Annotated in this window: 16 protein-coding genes; 8 read left to right on the top strand and 8 right to left on the bottom strand. The window is 69.9% G+C overall.

Annotated elements, in window-relative coordinates:
• Positions 1 to 4 precede the first annotated feature (4 nt).
• Both ACQ66H_RS20095 and ACQ66H_RS20090 read left to right on the top strand, forming a co-directional pair.
• Positions 5 to 1,060 carry an alpha/beta fold hydrolase gene (locus ACQ66H_RS20095; RefSeq protein ID WP_430435490.1) on the top strand — a complete coding sequence of 352 codons (1,056 nt, stop codon included), beginning with the start codon at positions 5 to 7 and terminating at the stop codon, positions 1,058 to 1,060.
• A 139-nt stretch (positions 1,061 to 1,199) separates the two neighbouring features.
• A complete protein-coding gene (locus tag ACQ66H_RS20090; RefSeq protein ID WP_430435489.1) occupies positions 1,200 to 2,084 on the top strand; it encodes a helix-turn-helix domain-containing protein in 885 nt (294 codons plus the stop codon).
• 7 nt (positions 2,085 to 2,091) lie between these two features.
• Here the strand turns inward: ACQ66H_RS20090 and ACQ66H_RS20085 are convergent, their stop codons facing one another.
• The 3 genes from ACQ66H_RS20085 to ACQ66H_RS20075 are packed head-to-tail and all read right to left on the bottom strand — an operon-like array spanning position 2,092 to position 3,200.
• Entirely contained in the window at positions 2,092 to 2,712 is a 621-nt protein-coding gene (locus ACQ66H_RS20085; RefSeq protein WP_430435488.1) for an EamA family transporter, read from the bottom strand.
• Positions 2,664 to 2,939 (bottom strand): hypothetical protein, encoded by a 276-nt coding sequence (locus ACQ66H_RS20080; RefSeq protein ID WP_430435487.1) that lies wholly within the window; start codon positions 2,937 to 2,939, stop codon positions 2,664 to 2,666. Before ACQ66H_RS20080 ends, ACQ66H_RS20085 begins: the two co-directional genes overlap by 49 nt.
• Before the next feature lie 30 nt (positions 2,940 to 2,969).
• Positions 2,970 to 3,200, bottom strand: coding sequence for a hypothetical protein (locus ACQ66H_RS20075; protein WP_024300751.1), 231 nt, complete (start codon positions 3,198 to 3,200; stop codon positions 2,970 to 2,972).
• A 189-nt stretch (positions 3,201 to 3,389) separates the two neighbouring features.
• Here ACQ66H_RS20075 and ACQ66H_RS20070 point away from each other — a divergent pair, with 189 nt between their 5' ends.
• The 4 genes from ACQ66H_RS20070 (at position 3,390) to ACQ66H_RS20055 (ending at position 9,150) form a co-directional block, all read left to right on the top strand.
• Complete coding sequence (locus tag ACQ66H_RS20070; RefSeq protein WP_430435486.1) at positions 3,390 to 4,304, top strand: asparaginase; 915 nt, start codon at positions 3,390 to 3,392, stop codon at positions 4,302 to 4,304.
• 138 nt (positions 4,305 to 4,442) lie between these two features.
• Positions 4,443 to 5,990, top strand: coding sequence for an EAL domain-containing protein (locus tag ACQ66H_RS20065; RefSeq protein WP_430435485.1), 1,548 nt, complete (start codon positions 4,443 to 4,445; stop codon positions 5,988 to 5,990).
• Between the two features lie 30 nt (positions 5,991 to 6,020).
• Entirely contained in the window at positions 6,021 to 6,689 is a 669-nt protein-coding gene (locus ACQ66H_RS20060) for an ABC transporter ATP-binding protein (RefSeq protein ID WP_430435484.1), read from the top strand.
• On the top strand, positions 6,682 to 9,150 hold the full coding sequence (locus ACQ66H_RS20055) for an FtsX-like permease family protein (RefSeq protein ID WP_430435483.1): 2,469 nt from the start codon (positions 6,682 to 6,684) through the stop codon (positions 9,148 to 9,150). Before ACQ66H_RS20060 ends, ACQ66H_RS20055 begins: the two co-directional genes overlap by 8 nt.
• Positions 9,151 to 9,163: 13 nt before the next feature.
• On the opposite strand, the gene ACQ66H_RS20050 is transcribed toward ACQ66H_RS20055, so the two are convergent.
• Positions 9,164 to 9,889 carry an SDR family oxidoreductase gene (locus tag ACQ66H_RS20050; protein WP_430435482.1) on the bottom strand — a complete coding sequence of 242 codons (726 nt, stop codon included), beginning with the start codon at positions 9,887 to 9,889 and terminating at the stop codon, positions 9,164 to 9,166.
• 150 nt (positions 9,890 to 10,039) lie between these two features.
• Here ACQ66H_RS20050 and ACQ66H_RS20045 point away from each other — a divergent pair, with 150 nt between their 5' ends.
• Both ACQ66H_RS20045 and ACQ66H_RS20040 read left to right on the top strand, forming a co-directional pair.
• Entirely contained in the window at positions 10,040 to 11,182 is a 1,143-nt protein-coding gene (locus ACQ66H_RS20045) for a response regulator (RefSeq protein ID WP_430435481.1), read from the top strand.
• 9 nt (positions 11,183 to 11,191) lie between these two features.
• A complete protein-coding gene (locus ACQ66H_RS20040) occupies positions 11,192 to 15,595 on the top strand; it encodes a PAS domain S-box protein (protein WP_430435480.1) in 4,404 nt (1,467 codons plus the stop codon).
• Between the two features lie 32 nt (positions 15,596 to 15,627).
• Here ACQ66H_RS20040 and lipA read toward each other — a convergent pair whose 3' ends face one another.
• The 4 genes from lipA to ACQ66H_RS20020 all read right to left on the bottom strand — a co-directional run bounded on the left by lipA (position 15,628) and on the right by ACQ66H_RS20020 (position 18,786).
• A complete protein-coding gene (gene lipA / locus ACQ66H_RS20035) occupies positions 15,628 to 16,581 on the bottom strand; it encodes a lipoyl synthase (RefSeq protein ID WP_430435479.1) in 954 nt (317 codons plus the stop codon).
• Between the two features lie 13 nt (positions 16,582 to 16,594).
• Entirely contained in the window at positions 16,595 to 17,215 is a 621-nt protein-coding gene (gene lipB, locus ACQ66H_RS20030) for a lipoyl(octanoyl) transferase LipB (protein ID WP_430435478.1), read from the bottom strand.
• Positions 17,212 to 17,487: a YbeD family protein gene (locus ACQ66H_RS20025; RefSeq protein ID WP_430435477.1), complete on the bottom strand. Its 276-nt coding sequence runs from the start codon at positions 17,485 to 17,487 to the stop codon at positions 17,212 to 17,214. The genes lipB and ACQ66H_RS20025 overlap by 4 nt, the downstream gene beginning before the upstream one ends.
• Before the next feature lie 162 nt (positions 17,488 to 17,649).
• Entirely contained in the window at positions 17,650 to 18,786 is a 1,137-nt protein-coding gene (locus ACQ66H_RS20020) for a D-alanyl-D-alanine carboxypeptidase family protein (protein ID WP_430435476.1), read from the bottom strand.
• Between the last annotated feature and the right edge of the window lie 89 nt (positions 18,787 to 18,875).

Below are 18,875 nucleotides of genomic sequence, written 5' to 3'. Positions count from 1 at the left end.
GAAGATGATCCAGAACGACTATTACAGCCAGGACATGCACGGCCCCTACGAGCTCATCAGCATCGGTGCGCTGGAGCTGGAGGAGGGCGGCACGATTCCCGACTGCCGGCTGGCCGTGGTCACGCACGGCACGCTGAACGCGCGCAAGGACAACGCCATCCTGGTGCCCACCTGGTACTCGGGCACCAGCAAGATCATCGAGCAGGTCTACATCGGCAAGGGCCACGCGCTCGATCCGGACAAGTACTTCATCGTGCAGATCAACCAGATCGGCAGCGGGCTGTCAACCTCGCCGCACAACAGCGACGGCGCCATCGCGATGGAGCGCTTTCCGCGTGTGCGCATCGGCGACGACGTGCGTGCGCAGCAGCGCCTGCTGTCGCAGCAATTCGGCATCGAGAAGCTGGCGCTGGTGGTCGGCGGTTCGATGGGCGCGCAGCAGACCTGGGAATGGGCGGTGCGCTTTCCCGAGCGCGTTCTGCGCGCGGCGCCGCTGGCCGGCACGGCGAAGAACAGCGAACACGACTACCTGTTCGCCGAGACACTGATCGAAGCCATCGTCACCGACCCGAACTTCAAGGGCGGCCGCTACGCCGCCTCGTACGACGTGATCGACGGCCTGCGCCGTCACGCCAAACTGTGGACGGTGATGGGCTGGAGTGTCGATTTCTTCCGCGAAGGACGGCACCGCGTGCTCGGCTTCGAGTCGGTCGCCGATTTCGTCGATCGCTTCATGGTCGGCTACTTCGGTCCGATGGACGCCAACGACCTGCTGTGCATGGCGTGGAAGTGGCAGCGTGGCGACGTCAGCCGCCACGCCGGCGGCGACCTTGCGGCCGCACTGGCCCGCGTGCGCGCGAAGATGTACGTGATGCCGATCAGCCACGACATGTTCTTCCCGCCCGAGGACTGCCGCCGCGAGCAGCGCCTGGTGGCCGGCAGCGAACTGCGCGTGCTGGACAGCATCGACGGCCACTTCGCGTTGCTGGGCACCGACCCGGCGATGGTGGCGCAGGTGGACGCCCACCTCGCGGAGCTGCTCGCCACGCCTGCCGGCTGAGCGCGCGGCGGTTTCGCTGCGCTGCAACCTCGGCGCGCCGGACGCTCTGCTAAGCTGCCCCTGCCTGCCGGCTTGTGCCGGCAGGCGTGACCGGCGGCGCAGTGGACCGCGCCCGGCCTTCTCGTCGGGGGAGAACGACATGCCGAACATCATCACGCCGAAAGAACTGCCCCAATGGGTGCCCGGCGAGGTGCTTTCGTCGAGCGACAACCTCGGCTGGAAGGGCGTGGGCCATCGCTCCTACCGCTATGCCGGGCTGGATGTGCCGATCCCGCCGCTGGACCACTTCATGGTCGTGCGCTACGCCGCCGGCCAGACGCCGATGGACCGCTGCTTCGACCAGCGCTGGTCGCGCGCCGACTGCCGTCCGGGTGATGCCTCGCTGCTCACCATGTCGGAGGCCTCGCACTGGCACTGGACACAGCAGATCGACGTGTCGCACGTCTATCTGTCGAACAGCCTGATGTCGCGCGTGGCCGGCGAGGTGATGGACAGGCCGGTGGCCGAGGTGAGGCTGCACGACGTGCTGTGTACGCGCGACCCGACGCTGCTCGCGATCACCGACGCCATCACGCAGGAGGCGGTGCAGCCCGAGATGGGCGGCCCGCTGTATGCGGAGACGCTGGGCACGCAGCTGGCCGTGCATCTGCTGCGCAAGTACGCCCAGGTCACCTTCCGCCACGACCTGCCGGGCGGCCGCCTGTCACCGGCACAGATGCGCCGCGTGCTCGACCTGATAGACAGCCGCCTGCACGAAGCGCTGACGCTGGAGGACATGGCCGAGGCGGCCGGCCTCGGCGTATGCACCTTCCACCGCCGTTTCCGCGAGACACAGGGGCGGGCGCCGCACGCCTTCGTGATCGACCGTCGCGTCGAACGCGCGCGCCAGCTGCTCGCCGCCGGCGATCTGGCGGTCAAGGAGGTGGCGGCCAGCTGCGGTTTTTCCGATCAGGCGCACATGACGCGCGTGCTGCGCGCACGGCTCGGCACCACGCCGGCCAAGCTGCGCGCGGCGCGCGGCTAGCGCCCGCTTACTGCAGCACGCGGAGCGCCACTGCGCCGGTGCCGACGACGACGATGGCGATGACGCGCGTCCGGCTGACCGGCTCCTTCAGCACGCCGGCGGCGATCAGCAGCGCGAACACCACTGATGTTTCGCGCAGCGCCGCCACCAGCGCGATCGGCGCGCGCGTCATCGCCCACAGCACCAGCGCGTAGGACGCCAGCGTGCCGGCGCCACCGATCAGCGCGCGCCGGCCGCTGCCGCGCAGCCGGGCCAGGCCGGTTCGACCACGCTGCAGGCAGAAGAGCAGAGCCAGCGCCAGACCGGTCAGCAGCAGCATCCACGCGGTGTAGCCGAAGGCGGAGCCGGACAGGCGCGCGCCGCGGCCATCGATCAGCGTGTAGCCGGCGATCACCGCGCCGTTGACCAGCGCCAGCGCTGCTGAACCCAGGTGCAGGTGGCCGCGGCGCCGGGCGTCGCCGGCCAGCAGCAGGATGCCGCCGCCGATCAGCAGGATGCCGGTCCATGCACCCGGCGACAGCCGTTCGCCGAGCAGCTGCGTCGCCGCCAGTGCGGTCAGCAGCGGTGCCGAACCGCGCATCAGCGGATAGGCCAGACCCAGCTCGCCGCCGCGGTAGGCGAGTGCCACCAGTGAGAAGTAGACGACGACGTGACCAGCACCGAAGCGCCCAGCCAGGGCCAGCTGGCCGGCGCCGGCAAGGGCAGCAGCGGCAACAGGCAGGCCGCCCACAGCGCGGCGCCACCGACCATGAACACGGTGTCGGCGAAGGTGTCCTGCGAACTGCGCACCAGCGCATTCCAGCCGGCATGCAGCAGTGCCGCGAACAGCACGACCGCCATCACGTCCAGGGCCATGCCGTCGTCCTCCGCCGTGCGGGCGCTGTGTCAGTCGACCTGCTTCGGCGGCGCGGGCGGTGTTTCCTCGCGCACGCCGCGTATCACCTTGATCAGGCAGAACAGGAAGCCGGCGACGCCGACCGCGGTCATGATCAGCGACTGCCACAGCGGCCAGCCGCCGGTCTGGCTTTCGTCGATCAGGTTGAGCAGGCTCAGCGTCACCCCGGACATGCCGACGATGGCGAAGCCGAGGGCGGCGAAGAAGAACAGTACGCGCATGAATGAGATCCAGTGAGAGGCGGCCCAGCGCCGACGGCGGGCAAGCCGCCGCGGGTGCCCGGCGGCCTGCATTGTGTCCGAAGCGGCGGCGACCTGTGAAGCCGCGTCGCCGGCTTCGACCACGCGCGCGCTTGCGCGTGCCGCGAGCGCTCCGCGAGAATGCGGCAACTTCACTCGCGAACCGACACGATGAAACGCATCGTCATCCTCGGCACCGGCGGCACCATCGCCGGTCAGGCCCGGCAGGCCGGCGACAACGTCGGCTATACCGCGGCGCAGATCGCCGTCGGCGATCTGCTGGCGGCGATACCGGCGCTGGCCGGCTTCGCGCTGGAAGCGGAGCAGGTCGCGCAGGTTGACAGCAAGGACATGTCCTTCGTCATCTGGCGCGCACTGGCGCAGCGCGTCGCTCACCACCTGGCGCGCGACGAGGTGGCTGGCATCGTCATCACGCACGGCACCGACACGCTGGAGGAAACCGCCTACTTCCTGCACCGCGTGCTGGCACCTGCCAAGCCGGTGGTGCTGACCGCTGCGATGCGCCCGGCCAACGCGCTGGCGCCGGACGGCCCGCAGAACCTGCTCGACGCGGTGCGGGTCGCCGCGCTCACCGGCGCGCGTGGCGTGCTCGCCTGCGTCGCCGGCGCGGTGCACGCCGGTTGCGACGTGCGCAAGGTACACCCCTTCCGTATCGACGCCTTCGATTCCGGTGACGCCGGTGCGCTCGGCTACATCGAAGAGGGACGGTTGCGGCAACTGCGCGACTGGCCGGCGGGCGAGGCGCTCGGCCTCGCCTGCACGCAGCGCGAGGACTGGCCGCGCGTCAACATCGTCGTCAGCGCCGCCGGGGTCGATGGTGCACTGGTCGATGCGCTGGTGGCGCTCGGCGCGCGTGGCATCGTCGCCGCCTGCACCGGCAACGGCACGCTGTCCGCTGCGCTCGAAAGTGCGCTGCTGCGCGCGCAGGCGGCGGGCGTCGCGGTGCTGCGCGCCACCCGCATCGGCCGAGGCAGCATCGTCGAAACGACCACGCAGGCGCTGCCGTCGGCCGGCGCGTTGACGCCGGTGCAGGCACGCGTCGAACTGCTGCTCACCGTGCGCTGACGCCGGGCATTCACAAAAAAGCACGAAGATTGCGCCACGGGCGCGCTTCGACAGGGTCGCAAGCGCTTAAACTTCCGCCTCTGTGCACATCAAGAACAAGGTCGCCCGAGCGGCCGCCATAAACGAAGAACGCCTCCGATGCGACGTCGCGCATTGACCACGCTGTTGACCGTGGCTGCCCTGCTTGCCGGGCTGCTGCCGGTGGCGGCTGCGCTCTATTTCTCCTGGGCCTACACGCTGCGGGTGGAGAGCCAGCACCTCGATGCGCTGGCGCAGCAGGCGCTGGCACGCGCCGAGCAGGTGTTCGACGACGCGCAGTCCGAACTGGGCGGTCTGCAGAGTTTCCCGCAGCCAGCCTGCTCGCCGGCCCATATCGAGCGGCTGCGGCAGATCGCCTACTGCACGCCCTTCGTGCGTGAGATCGCCTATGTCGAGAACGGCCAGATCGCCTGCAGCAGCATGGGCAGCGACGCGCATCGCGTGCTGCCGGCGGCCGACTGGTCGGACGGCAAGGGGCGGCAGATCTGGTTCCGCGTCACCCACACGCTCGACGACGCGCGGCCGTCGGTGGCCATCGGCCGCGGCAGCCATATCGCACTGATCCACGCCAGTCACTTCCAGGCGCGCGCGGTCGGCGATACCCAGCTGGCGGTGCTCAGCACCACCGACTGGCTGCCGCTCGCCCACCTCGACCAGCCGCTGCTGCCGAGCATGATCGATACCGCGGTGACCGGTCGCGAGCGCATCCAGGGCGATCGCCTGTATGCCGTCGCACAGTCGGCGCAGCTGCCCATCGTCGCCGTCGGCGCGCAGTCGCGCGCCCAGCTGATGGCCGCATGGACCGAGCCGCTGGTCATGATGACGCTGCTCGGCGTGCTGGTGAGCACGATGCTGATGTGGGCGGTGCGCCGCTTCGCGCGTCAGTACTTCTCGCCGGCCAGCGCACTGTTGTCGGCGATACGCCGCGGCGAACTGCGCGTGGCCTACCATCCGCAGATCCGCCTGTCCGACGGTCGCTGCGTCGGCGCTGAGCTGCTGGTGCGCTGGCCCGATCAGAACGAGCCGGTCATGAGTACCGACGACCTGGTGCATCTGGCCGAACATTCGGGTTTCGAGCACGAGATTACCGCCCGCGTGCTGCGCACCGCGATTTCCGAAATCGGCGATCTGCTGCAGCGCCGGCCGGAGCTGACGGTGTCGCTCAACCTTGCCTCGCACGATCTGGAGCGCGGCGACCTGACCGAACTGCTGGCCGATGCGCTGGACGGCAACGGCATCCGCCGCAGCCAGATCGAACTCGAACTGACCGAGCGTAACCTGATACAGGCCGGCTCGGCCGGCGCGGTGCTGGCGCGGCTGCGCGAGGCCGGCCACAAGGTGCTGCTGGACGACTTCGGCACCGGCTATTCCAGCCTGTCCTATCTGCACGACCTGCCGGTCGATGCGCTGAAGATAGACCGCGCCTTCGTCGGCACCATCGGTTCCGAAACGCCGCACGCGCCGCTGGTGCCGCACATTGCCGAGATCGCCCGCACGCGCGGCCTGCACATGGTGGCCGAGGGCGTCGAAACCGAACAGCAGGCGGACTATCTGCGCGAGCAGGGCGTCGAGATCGCGCAGGGCTATCTGTACGCGCGGCCGATGGACGCCAGCGAGTTCCGCCACTTCCTCGCCACGCGCGGCTGAACCCGGCGCGCGGCGCGCAGTCCATCGGCCGTGCTCACCCTTCATTCACTCCGCAAGACCTTGCCGGGCACGCCGCCGCGCCTGCTGCTCGACGCTGTCAACCTGAGCGTCGCGCCGGGCGAATACGTCGCCGTGATCGGCGAATCCGGTGCCGGCAAGTCGACGCTGCTCAATCTGGTCGCCGGGCTCGACCGGCCGGACGCCGGCAGCGTCCACTTCGGCGCGCACACGGTGTCCGCGCTGGACGACGACGCGGCCACGCTGTGGCGGCGGGTCGAGGTCGGGTTCGTGTTCCAGTCCTTCCACGTGCTGCCCTGGCTCAGTCTGGCCGACAACGTCGCGCTGCCGCTGGCGCTGGCCGGCCTGCCGGCTCGCGAGCGCGCAATCCGCGCCCGCGCGCAACTCGACGCGGTGGGTCTGGGCGAGCGTGCCGGCGACAGCCCGACCCGGCTGTCCGGCGGCGAGCTGCAGCGGGTGGCCATCGCCCGTGCGCTGGTGCATCGCCCGCGCCTGCTGCTGGCCGACGAACCGACCGGCAACCTCGACGCCGACAACGCCGAGCGCGTCGCCGCGCTGCTGCGCGACGCGGTGAAATCGAGCGGCGCCTGCGGCCTGCTGGTGACGCATTCGGCGGCGATGGCGGCCAGCGCTGACCGCGTGCTGCGGCTGGCGCGCGACGGTCGGCTGCACGATGCTTGAGCTGCTGTGGCGTTCGGCGCGGCGCGGTGCAAGCGCGCTGGCGCTGCTCGCCATCGCCCTCGGCGTGGCGCTTGGTGTCGCGGTGTCGGCCATCCACCGGGCGGCGCTCGACGAATTTGAATCCGGCCTGCGCAGCGTGTCCGGCAGCGCCGACGTCGAGGCGGTGGCGCCGCGCGGCATGGACGAAATGCTCTACCCCCGGCTGGCCGCGTTGCCCGACGTGGCGGCGGCCAGTCCGCTGGTCGAGCGCGAGATCGAGGTCGCGCACGCCGGCCGCACGCTGAAGCTGCGCGTGATCGGCATCGACGCCTTCCGCGCTGCCGCCGTGCAGCCCACATTGCTGCCGCCGGCCGACGGCATCGGCCGCCTGATGCAGCCGGGCACGCTCTACCTGAGCCACGCGGCCGGTCGCGCACTCGGCCTGCAGCCGGACGACACGCTGACGCTGCGCGGTCACGCCTTCCGCGTTGCCGGCTGGCTGCCGGCGGCCGGCGAGGGCGCGGTGCTGGCGGTGACCGACATCGGCGACGCGCAGTGGCGGCTGGGCAGCGCCGGCCGCATTCACCGCGTCGCGCTGCGCCTTCACGCGGGCGTGGCGCGCGCTGATGCGATCGGGCGCATCGCCGCCGCACTGCCGGCCGACGTGACGCTGCAGACGCCGGCGCAGGCGCTGGAGCGCGCCGACCGGCTGTCGCGCGCCTATCGCGTCAATCTCGGCCTGCTGGCGCTGATCGCGCTGGCGGTCGGCAGTTTCCTGGTGGCGGCGACGCAGGCGGCGGCGATCGCCCGCCGGGTGTCGGAGATCGCCTTCCTGCGCGCGGCCGGGCTGACGCGCGCTCAGCTGATGCGGCTGCTGGTCGGCGAAGGCGCGCTGCTCGGCGCTGCCGGTGCCGCCATCGGCATCGCGCTGGGTCACGCGCTGGCGGCGCTGGCGCTCCATCTGATCGGCAGCGACCTGGGCGCCGGCCTGATTGCCGGCGCGGCGCCGCAACTGGGCTTCGATGTGTCGGCCAGCATCGGCTTCGGCCTGCTCGGCGTGGCGTCGGCGGCAGCCGGCGCCGCCTGGCCGGCGCGCGACGCACTGGCCATCACGCCGGCGCAGGCACTGCGCGGCGGGGTGTTCACGCCGCCGTTGCGCCTGCTGGGTAATCGCCGCCGGGCCGTCGGCCTGCTGGCGCTGCTCGGGCTCGGCGCCGTTGCCGCGGCACAGCCGGCGCTGGGCGGGCTACCGCTCGGTGGCTATCTGGCCATCGGCTGCGTGCTGGCGAGCGCGGTGCTGGCGGTGCCACCGCTCGCGGCGGCACTGGCGCGGGCGCTGCCCGAAGGCAGCCGCCTGCCGCTGACGCTGGCCGCCGCGCGGCTGCGCGCCGAGCCGGGCTTCGCGTCGCGCAGCGCGGCCGGTGTGCTGGCGGCCAGTGCGCTCATCGTTGCAATGGCCGTCATGGTGTCGTCCTTCCGCGCGTCGGTCGATCGCTGGCTGGGCGACGTGCTGCCGGCCGAGCTCTATATCCGCGGCGACCGCGACCGGCCGTGGCCGGACGAGGTCGAGCGGCGGTTGGCGGCGGTGCCCGGCGTTGCCCGCGTCAACGTACTGCGTCACCAGTCGCTGCTGCTGCGCGCCGACCTGCCGCCGGTGGCGCTGATCGCGCGGGCGCTGCCGGACGACGCCGGACGGGTGCTGCCGCGCGTCGGATCGATGGCGCCGCCGGGCGCACTGCCGCGCGTGTGGGCGTCGGAGGCGATGGCCGACCTGTACGGCTGGCGTGCCGGCAGCGAGGTCGAGCTGCCGCTCGCCGGGCGCGCGCTGCGCGTGCAGGTGGCCGGCCTGTGGCGCGACTACGCGCGGCAGCACGGCGCGCTGGTGATCGACCTCGAACGCTACCGCGCGCTGACCGGCGACCGGCTGGCCGACGACTTCGGCCTCTGGCTCTCCGATGGCGCGGACCCGGGCGAGGTCGCCGCGGCACTGCGCGACGCCAGCGGCGCCGGCGACGCGCTGGAGCTGACGTCGAGCGAGGACATCCGCCGGCTGTCGCTCGGCGTGTTCGACCGCACCTTCGCCGCCACCTACGCGCTGGAGGCGGCGTCGGCGCTGATCGGTCTGGCCGGCATCGCCGCCGCCTTCGCCGCGTCGGCCGCGGCGCGCGTGCGCGAGTTCGGCCTGTTGCGCCACGTCGGTTTCACGCGCCGGCAGATCGCTGCGCAACTCGCCGCCGAGGGCCTGCTGTCAACCGTGCCCGGCCTGCTGCTCGGTCTGCTTGCCGGCTTCGCGATGAGTGCGCTGCTGATCGAGGTGGTGAACCGGCAGTCCTTCCACTGGAGCATGGACTGGGTGGTGCCCTGGGGTCTGCTCGCCGGCATCGTGCTGGCCATGCTGGCGGCGGCCACCATCGCCGCGCTGATCGGTGCCCGCCGCGCGCTCGCCATCGATGCCGTGCGCGCAGTGCGCATGGACGGGTGACTACGCCGCGCGATCAAGGCAGAACGGTGCGCAGGTCGGCCACCGGTTCGACGCCGAAGCGCTCGGACAGCAGGTAGTCGACCAGGCGGCGCGCGCAGTCGGCCGGCGACAGCAGTGCGCCGTCGCGCTGCAGCGCCTCGAAGCGGGCGCGGTTCGGGAAGTCCGCCAGCGGGGTGGTGCGGATCTGCGCCTGCATCGCGGTGTCGATGACGCCCGGCGCCAGGCTGACGATGCGCGTGCCGGCCGGGGCGTCGAGCGCCGCAGCGCGGGCGTGCTGGTCCAGCGCGGCCTTGGTGGCGCAGTAGATGGACCAGCCGGCATAGGGCGTGTGCGCGGCGCCACTCGAAATGTGCACGATGCGCCGTTCGCTCGCGTGCGCAGCGGTGGCGACCAGCGCGTCCGTCAGTGCCAGCGGGGCGGCGACATTGAGCGCCACCGCCTGCGCGATGGCCGCCGCACCCTGGCGTCCGGCTGGCGCCACCGGTCCCAGCGTGCCGGCGTTGTTGATCAGCAGCACGCGGTCGGCAGCGGCAACGAAGCGTGACAGCGCGTCGCCCGCCAGCCAGCGCGCCAGCGCCGCGGCGTCGGCGAGGTCGAGTGCGACCTGCGTGAAGCCGTCGTCGTCGGGCTGCGGCGACCGGCCGCGTGCGAGGCCGAGCAGCGGAATGCCGCGTGCGCGCAGCGTGGCGGCAAGCGCCTCGCCCAGTCCGTGGGTGTGGCCGGTCAGTACTGCCTTCATCGTCTTGTCCTCGTCGTCGTATGCGCCGCAAAGCCGCGTCGGCACACTGTTTTGCTGTCGGCCGCAGGGGGGCGGAGTAAGATCATCGACAGAACTGGCGCGGGTGTCCGACCGGTGCCTGCGCTCCGGATACAACACGGGAGACACCCAGTGAACCCACACCAGGGCGCGGCGACCACCCCGCAGAAGACCCTGCTTCTGGTCGATGACACGCCGGAAAATCTGACCGTACTCGGCGAAATCCTGATGCCTCACTACCGTGTCCGCGTCGCCAGTTCAGGGGCACGTGCGCTGGCGGCGGCGACCAGCGATCCGCGGCCGGATCTGGTGCTGCTCGACGTGATGATGCCGGAGATGGACGGTTACGAGGTGATCAGCCGTCTGCGCGCAGATCCGCGCACGCGCGAACTGCCTGTCATCTTCGTTACCGCGCTCGACAGTACCGAAGACGAGGCGCACGGACTCGAACTGGGTGCCGTCAACTACATCACCAAGCCGGTGCGTCCGGCCATCGTGCTGGCGCGTGTGCGCGGCCAGCTCGAACTGAAGGAAGCGCGCGATCGCATGCGCGACCAGAACGCCTGGCTGGAGGGCGAGATCGCCCGCCGCATGCGGCAGAACCAGGTGGTGCAGGACGTGAGCATGCGCGCGCTCGCCAGCATCGCCGAAGCGCGCGACGACGAAACCGGCAATCACATCCTGCGCACACAGGCTTACGTAAACGTGCTGGCGCGCGCGCTCGCCAGCACGCCGCGCTACGCTGGCGAACTGACCTCCGCACTGGTCGATACCTTTACGAAGGCGGCGCCGCTGCACGACATCGGCAAGGTGGCGATTCCCGACCACATCCTGCACAAGCCGGGCAAGCACACGCCCGACGAGTGGGAAATCATGAAGACCCACGCCCGGCAGGGATCGGACGCGATCTGGCGCGCCATCTGCGACCAGGAGGAGCGCGAAGCGCTGGATTTCCTCTACATCGCGATGGACATCGCGCACTACCACCACGAGAAGTGGGACGGCAGCGGCTACCCGGAAGGTCTGGCCGGCGAGGCCATTCCGCTGCCGGCGCGGCTGATGGCGCTGGCCGACGTGTTCGACGCGCTGATCAGCAAGCGCGCCTACAAGCCGGCCTTTCCGCTCGATCGGGCGACCGCCATCATCACCGAGGGGCGTGGCCGGCATTTCGATCCGGACGTCGTTGACGCCTACCTCGCACATCTCGACGAGTTCGCGGCCATTGCCGCGCGCTACGCCGACCTGGCCGAGCAGACCCCGAACGCACCCGCCTGAGTCGCGCCGATGATGAAGTCCATACCGAGCCTTGCTGCCGCTCGCCTGATGCGGTCGGCCACCGCTGCCGTCTGTCTCCTCAGTTTCGCCACACCGGCTCTGGCGCAGCACGTGCCCGCCGACTCGCTGCCCGAACTGTGGCGCGATCACCACGTGCTGTTGCTGGTACTCGGCTTCAGTCTGGCGCTGGTGGGCGCGCTGCTGCTGGCGCAGCGGCGGCACGCCCGACGCCTGCGTCGCGCGCAGGCGCTCGCCGACCGCCACGCCGCGGCGCTGGAGCAGGAGCGCAGCCGTCTGCGCATGCTGCTGAACGCGATTCCCGATCTTGTCTGGCTGAAGGACGCGGACGGCACCTTTCGCTTCTGCAATCCGCGTTTCGAGCAGCTGCTCGGCGTGCCCGAAGCGCAGCTGATCGGACACACCGATTACGACTTCGTCGAGCGCGAACTGGCCGATTTCTTCCGCGCCCACGACCGCGCGGCGATCGATGCGGGGCGGCCGCTGATCAACGAGGAATGGCTCACCTTCCGCGTCGGTGGTCAGCAGGGCCTCTACCAGACCACCAAGACGGCGGTCACCGACAGCGCCGGACAGCTGGTCGGCGTACTCGGCGTGGCGCGCGAGGTCACCTTGATGCGCGAGATCGAGCAGGCGCTGGCCGAACGGGTGAAGGAACAGCGTTGCCTGTACGCGGTGTTCCGCGCCACCGAGGACCTGCGCCGGCCGCTGCCCGACATGCTGCGCGAGGTGGCGGGTCTGTTGCCCGGCGGCTTCATGCATTTGGGTGAGGCTGAGGCCGCCATCGAGCTCGACGGCGAAACGGTCGCCACGTCCGGTTTCGACCGGGCGGTGCAGTCCATCCATGCGCGGCTGGTGCTGCGTGGCGAGGTGCGCGGACGGCTATGCGTCGCTTACCGAAGCGAAATGCCTGTGCGTGACGAGGGGCCTTTCCTGCTCGAAGAGCGCATGCTGCTGGAGGCGCTGGCCGACCGCATCGTCAGCGTCATCGCCCGGCGCGAGGACGAAGCGCGCGCGACGCAGCGCGAGGACATCTACCGTGCCATCGTGTCGCAGGCGTCTGATTCGATCACGCTGATCGACGCCGAAACGCTGGCCTTCGTCGAATTCAACGACGCGGCCTGCAATGGTCTGGGCTATACGCGCGAAGAGTTCGCGTCGCTGACGCTGGCCGACATCAACGCCGACCTCGACCCCGATGCGGTGCGGGCGAAGATGCGCGACGTGGTTGCGCGCGGCAGCGCGCAGTTCGACACGCGCCGCCGGCGCCGCGACGGCTCGGTTACGGATGTCCGGGTCAGCGTGCAGCCGGTGAAGGTGCAGGGACGGGTCTACGTATCGGACATCTGGTGGGACGTGACCGAGCGCTCCAAGGTGCAGGCCCAGCTCGACCGCGAGCGGCAGCGGCTGCAGGACATCATCGACGGCACCCACGCCGGCACCTGGGAATGGAATCTGCAGACCGGCGAAGCGGTGTTCAACGAGCGCTGGGCGGGCATGTTCGGCTATGCGCTGGCCGATCTGCAGCCCTTCACCGTCAACACCTGGGCGCGCTTTGTCCATCCGGACGACCTGCGGCAGGCCAACGAAGCACTGGAACGGCATCTGGCCGGCGAAACCGACTATTACGAGTGCGACGTCCGGATGCGGCATCGCGACGGCCACTGGGTGTGGATCGCCGACCGCGGGCGGGTGACGCAGCGCACGCCGGACGGGCGCCCGCTGCTGATCAGTGGCACCCATATCGACATCACCGAGCGCAGACAGTCGGAAGAACGCCTGCGCGAGAGCGAGGCGCGTTTCCGCAAGCTTTTCGAGGACACGCGCGAGGCGGTGGCGCTGATGGAGGACGGGCGCTTCATCGACGTCAATCGTGCCGCCCTCGAAATGCTCTGCATGCAGGATGCGGCGCAGCTGATCGGGCGCTCGCCGGTCGATGTCGCGCCGGAGTTCCAGTCCGACGGCACGCGCTCCGCCCAGGCCTTCGAGCAGATCATGCGCAGGCTGGGCGAGGGCGGCGCGCACCAGTTCGAGTGGCTGATAACGCGGGCCGATGGTGAAGCGCTGGCAACCGAGGTGCTGGCCGCCGCGATCGAGCACGACGGGCGCGCGCTGCTGCACGTCGTGTTGCGCGATGTGACCGACCGCCGCGAGGCCGAGCGGCGTCTGCGCGAGAGCGAGGAGCGGCACCGCCTGTTGTCGGAGAACTCGAGCGACGTGATCTGGCTGTACGACCTGCGCGCCGAGCGCTTCGTCTACATCAGTCAGGCGATCGAGCGGCTGCGCGGCTATTCCGTCGACGAGGTGCTCGGGCAGAGCATGCAGGACACCATGACGCCGGACAGCTACCGCCGCGTCAGCGAGGCCTTCGCCGTGCGGCTGGCGGCCTTCCGTGCGGGCGACGAATCGATGCGCACGCAGACGATGGAGATCGAGCAGCCCTGTCGCGACGGGCGTGTCGTGATGACCGAGGTGGTGACCACGCTGCGCACCAACGCCGACGGGCAGATCACTCTCCTGCAGGGTGTCACCCGCGACATCACGGCCAAGCGGGCGGCCGAGGCCGAGCTCGATGCGCACCGCCACCATCTGGAGGAACTGGTGCGCAGCCGCACCGCCGAACTGGAACGCGCCCGCATCGACGCCGAGGCGGCGAGCCGCTCGAAGAGCACCTTCCTCGCCAACATGAGCCACGAAATCCGCACGCCGATGAACGCCATCATCGGCTTCACCCACCTGCTGCGGCGAGAACTGACGGCGCCGTCACAGCTGGACAAGCTGGAAAAGATCGCCGCTTCCGCCAAGCACCTGCTCGGCCTCATCAACGACGTGCTCGACCTGTCGAAGATCGAGGCCGACCGCCTGCAACTGGAGGAAGTGCCGTTCAGCGTGCTGGCGACGCTGGACCGCGTGCGCAGCATGATGGCGGACCGCATCGCCTCCAGGCGGCTGCTGCTGAAGGAGGAAGTCGATCCGCGGCTGACCGGCCTGTCGCTGCTCGGCGACCCGATGCGCGTCGGTCAGATACTGATCAACTACCTGAGCAATGCGGTGAAGTTCACCGAGCGCGGCAGCATCACCTTGCGCGTGCAGGTGCTGGCCGAGCAGCCGACCGCGGTCATGCTGCGGTTCGAGGTCGAGGACACCGGCATCGGCATCGCGCCACAGAAGCAGGCGCAGCTGTTCGAGGCCTTCGAACAGGCCGAGGCGGCCACGACGCGCAAGTACGGTGGCACCGGACTCGGTCTGGTGATCAGCCGACGGCTGGCACGGCTGATGGGCGGCGACGTCGGTGTGAGCAGTGTGCCGGGCGAAGGCAGCACTTTCTGGTTCACCGTGCGCCTGCAGCGCGGCGACGCGGCGCAGCGGCCGGATTCGATCACCCGTCAGCGTCGCGTGCGCGTTGGCGCGCACGTGCTGCTGGTCGAGGACAACGCGATCAACCAGGAGGTGGCGCGCGAACTGCTCGAAGGCGCCGGACTGATGGTCGATGTCGCCGCCGATGGCGCTGAGGCGGTCAACAAGGTGGCCCGCTCGCATTACGACATCGTGCTGATGGACATGCAGATGCCGGTGATGGATGGCGTCGAGGCGACGCGCCGCATCCGCGCCACCGACGCCGGACGCATGCTGCCCATCCTCGCGATGACCGCCAACGCCTTCGAGGAGGACAGGCGCCGCTGCGAAGAGGTCGGCATGAACGGTCACCTGGTCAAGCCGGTCGATCCGGAGCGCATGTTCGCCGCGCTGGCGCAGTGGATTCCGGAGGGCGAACATGCGGCCGCGTCGCCGCTGACGCCGACGGTGCCCGCCGTCATCGATCGCGAGGTCGGCGTGCGCGCGCTCGGTGGCGATGCCGCGGGCTACCGCCAGGTGCTGGACATGTTCCTGGCGAACCACAGCGGCGACGTCGATCGCCTGCGACAGGCTATCAAGGACGGCGACCGGGCGCTCGCCGAGCGCGTTGCGCACACCCTGAAGGGCGTGGCGGCAACCATCGGCGCGCACGCATTGCGCGACCGTGCGCTCGCACTCGAACAGGCCCTGCATGCCGGCACCCCGGTGCAGACCATCGCCGACGACATTGCCGCCTGCGCGGTGCAGATCGGCGCGGTGTGCGACGAGATACGCGCCCTGCCGCGCGCTGAGGCGGATGCAGTCGGCCTGCCGACCGCGCGCGTGCGCAGTCTGGTCAGCCAGCTCTGTCTGCTGCTCGAACACGACGACATGAAATCCGGCACCATCTGGCGCGAACTCAAGCCAGCGCTGGTGGCGCAGTTCGGCGAGGCGGCGGTGCATCCGCTGACCCGGCTGATCGAGGCCTTCGAATTTCCCGAGGCGCTGACCATCCTGCGCGCCTTCGTGTCGGCGCACCCGGAACTGCGGGAGGACTGAGGCGCGGCGGCGCCTCGGTCAGCGCGCTGGCGTCAGGCGACGCCGGCGGCGTGTGCCTGGCGGTCGGCGTGGTAGCTGGAGCGCACCAGCGGGCCGCAGGCGGCGTGGCTGAAGCCCATTGCCGTCGCTTCGCGCTCGAACATGGCGAAGGTGTCCGGATGCACGTAGCGCAGCACCGGCAGGTGGCCGCCGGACGGCTGCAGGTACTGACCCAGCGTCAGCATCTGCACGTCGTGCGCGCGCATGTCGCGCATCACTTCAAGGATTTCGTCGTCGGTTTCGCCCAGCCCCAGCATCAGGCCGCTCTTGGTCGGCACCTCCGGGTGGCGGGCGCGGAACTGGCGCAGCAGGTCGAGCGAGTGCGCATAGTCGGAGCCGGGGCGTGCCATCTTGTACAGCCGCGGCACGGTCTCCAGGTTGTGGTTCATCACGTCCGGCGGCGCGGCGTCGAGTATCGACAGCGCAATGTCGAGGCGGCCGCGGAAGTCCGGCACCAGCACCTCGATCTGTGTGCGCGGCGAGTGCTCGCGCACCGCGCGTATGCAGTTGACGAAGTGCTGGGCGCCGCCGTCGCGCAGGTCGTCGCGGTCCACGCTGGTGATCACCACGTAGTTCAGCTTCAGCGCGGCGATGGTCTTCGCCAGCTTTTCCGGCTCGCCGGCATCCAGCGGGTCGGGACGGCCATGGCCGACGTCGCAGAAGGGGCAGCGGCGGGTGCACTTGTCGCCCATGATCATGAAGGTGGCGGTGCCGCCGCCGAAGCATTCGCCGATGTTCGGACAGCTCGCCTCCTCGCACACCGTGTGCAGGCCGCTGTCGCGCAGGATCTGCTTGATCTCGCCGAAGCGGCTGTCGTGGCGCGCGGCGCGCACGCGTATCCAGTCCGGCTTGCGCAGGGTTTCGGCCTGCACCACCTTGATCGGGATGCGGGCGGTTTTCGATGACCCCTTCTGTTTTTCGGTCGGGTCGTAGGCGGTGTCGCTCATGGCTGCTGTTTACCTATTCATAGAGGGCGCGCTGTAACGCGCCGGTCAGTTGCAGGCAGATCGCCTCCGGTGGGAGTGCGATGCCCAGATCGCGCGTCTGTGTGACGCGCAGCCCACTGTAACCGCAGGGGTTGATCGCGGTAAACGGTGTCAGATCCATGTTGACGTTCAGCGAAACGCCGTGGTAGGTGCGTCCGTTGCGAATGCGCAGGCCCAGTGCGGAAATCTTGGCTTCGTCGTCACCCGAGCCGACATAGACGCCGGGTGCGCCGGGGCGTCGCTGCGCGCCGACGCCGTGCGCCGCCAGCAGGTCGATCACCGCCTGTTCGATGCGGTTCACCACCTCGCGCACGCCGAGGCCGGCGCGCTTGAGATCGATCAGGGTGTAGATGACGACCTGGCCCGGGCCGTGATAGGTCACCTGGCCGCCGCGATCGCTGTCGACCACCGGCACGCCGACGTCGCGCAGCAGGTGTTCGCGCTTGCCGGCCAGACCCAGCGTGAATACAGGCGGATGCTCGACCTGCCAGAACTCGTCCGCCGTGTCGGCAGCGCGCGCTGCGGTGAACGCCTGCATGTCCTGCCACACCGGCGTGTAGTCCACCCGGCCGAGCGCGCGGACGAGGGCGGTCACAGGACGACTTTCACCATGGGATGGCCGCTCAGTTCGCTGTACAGCGCGTCGAGCTGATCCTTCGAGGTCGCCCGTATCGTCGCGGTCAGGCCGATGTAGCGGCCACCGGACGACGGGCGCATGCCCAGCGTCGCCGGATCGAAGTCAGGCGCGTGGCGCAGCACCACCTCGACCACCACCTGGGCGAAGTCGTCGTGGCGCTCGCCCATGATCTTGAGCGGGAAGTCGCACGGAAACTCGAGCAGGCTGTCCTTACGTTGATCGTCGGCCATGCGATTCGTCCTTGGCGTACATCATTTCGGTTTTCCAGTGCGCTACGCGCCGCTCCAAGGGGTGGAGCGGGGATTTCGGCGAGCACCGCTCGCTGCCAGCGTAACCGGTCGGCTGTGCACAGCCGACCGTGGATGACGCAGCCCCCGTGGGGGCCCTCTACCTCAGAGACCCAGCCAGAGCCGGATCGTGTCCCAGATGCGGCGGAAGATGCCGCCTTCGTCGATCGCCACCTTGGCCACCAGCGGATACTCGCCGGCAGGCTTGCCGTCGATGGCCACCTTCAGCGTACCGAGCTGCTGGCCGACGGTGATGGGCGCGATCACCGGCGTGGTGATGACGATCTCGCGCGTCACCTTGCCGGCCTGGCCGCGCGGCACCGTGACGACGGCGTCCTCGGCCGCGCCGACCTGCACGCTGGCGGCGGCGCCCTTGTAGACGGCAGGCGTGGCCAGCACTTCCTCGGCGCTGGCGAGACGGGCGTTCTCCCAGGCGTTGAAGCCGTAGTTCAGCAGCGTGGCCGACGATTCGATGCGGCCCTTTTCGTTCGGTGCACCGAGCAGCACCGACACGACGCGGCGGTCCTCGCGCTTGGCCGAGGACACCAGACACCAGCCGGCCGCATCGGTGTGGCCGGTCTTCATGCCGTCCACGCTGCGGTCCATCGTCAGCAGGCGGTTGCGGTTGCCCTGCTTGATACCGTTGTAGGTGTAGTCCAGCGTCGAGTACAGCGGGTAGTACTCAGGGAAGTCGTGGATCAGCGCGCGCGCCAGGATGGCCAGGTCGCGTGCCGTCGTGTAGTGACCGTCCTCGGTCAGGCCCGTCGAGTTGCGGAACTGCGTGCCCGACATGCCCAGACGCTTCGCCTCGGCATTCATCATCTGGGCGAAGGCGGCTTCCGAACCCGCGATCGCCTCGGCCAGTGCAACGCAGGCGTCATTGCCGGACTGGATGATCATGCCGCGGATCAGTTCATCGACGGTGACCGGCTTGTCCGGCGCGATGAACATCTTGGAGCCGCCAGTCTTCCACGCGGCGACGCTGACCGGCACCGCCTGAGTGGGCTTCAGCTGGCCGTTCTTCAGCGACTTGAAGGTCAGGTACGCGGTCATCAGCTTGGTCAGCGACGCTGGTTCGACCTTGTCGTCCGGGCGCGACTGCGCCAGCACGGCGCCGGATTCGTGGTCGATCAGCAGCCAGGCCTTGGCGTCGGGCTGGGGTGGCGGGATCAGGTCGGCGGAAGCGGCGAACGGAAGTGCGGCGGACACGAGAAGCGCGGTGCAGCGCAACAGCTTGAGCATGAAAGTTACCGGTGGTCAGAACAGCGTGCGCAGTCTACCAAAGCAGGGCCGGCCACCGGCATGGAAGCTGCTTCTTGATGTTTCGTGTT

The organism is Methyloversatilis sp. (assembly GCF_965284615.1).
Classification (GTDB): domain Bacteria; phylum Pseudomonadota; class Gammaproteobacteria; order Burkholderiales; family Rhodocyclaceae; genus Methyloversatilis.
Note: the sequence above shows the minus strand (reverse complement) of the source record. Positions and strands in the feature narration are given on the sequence as shown.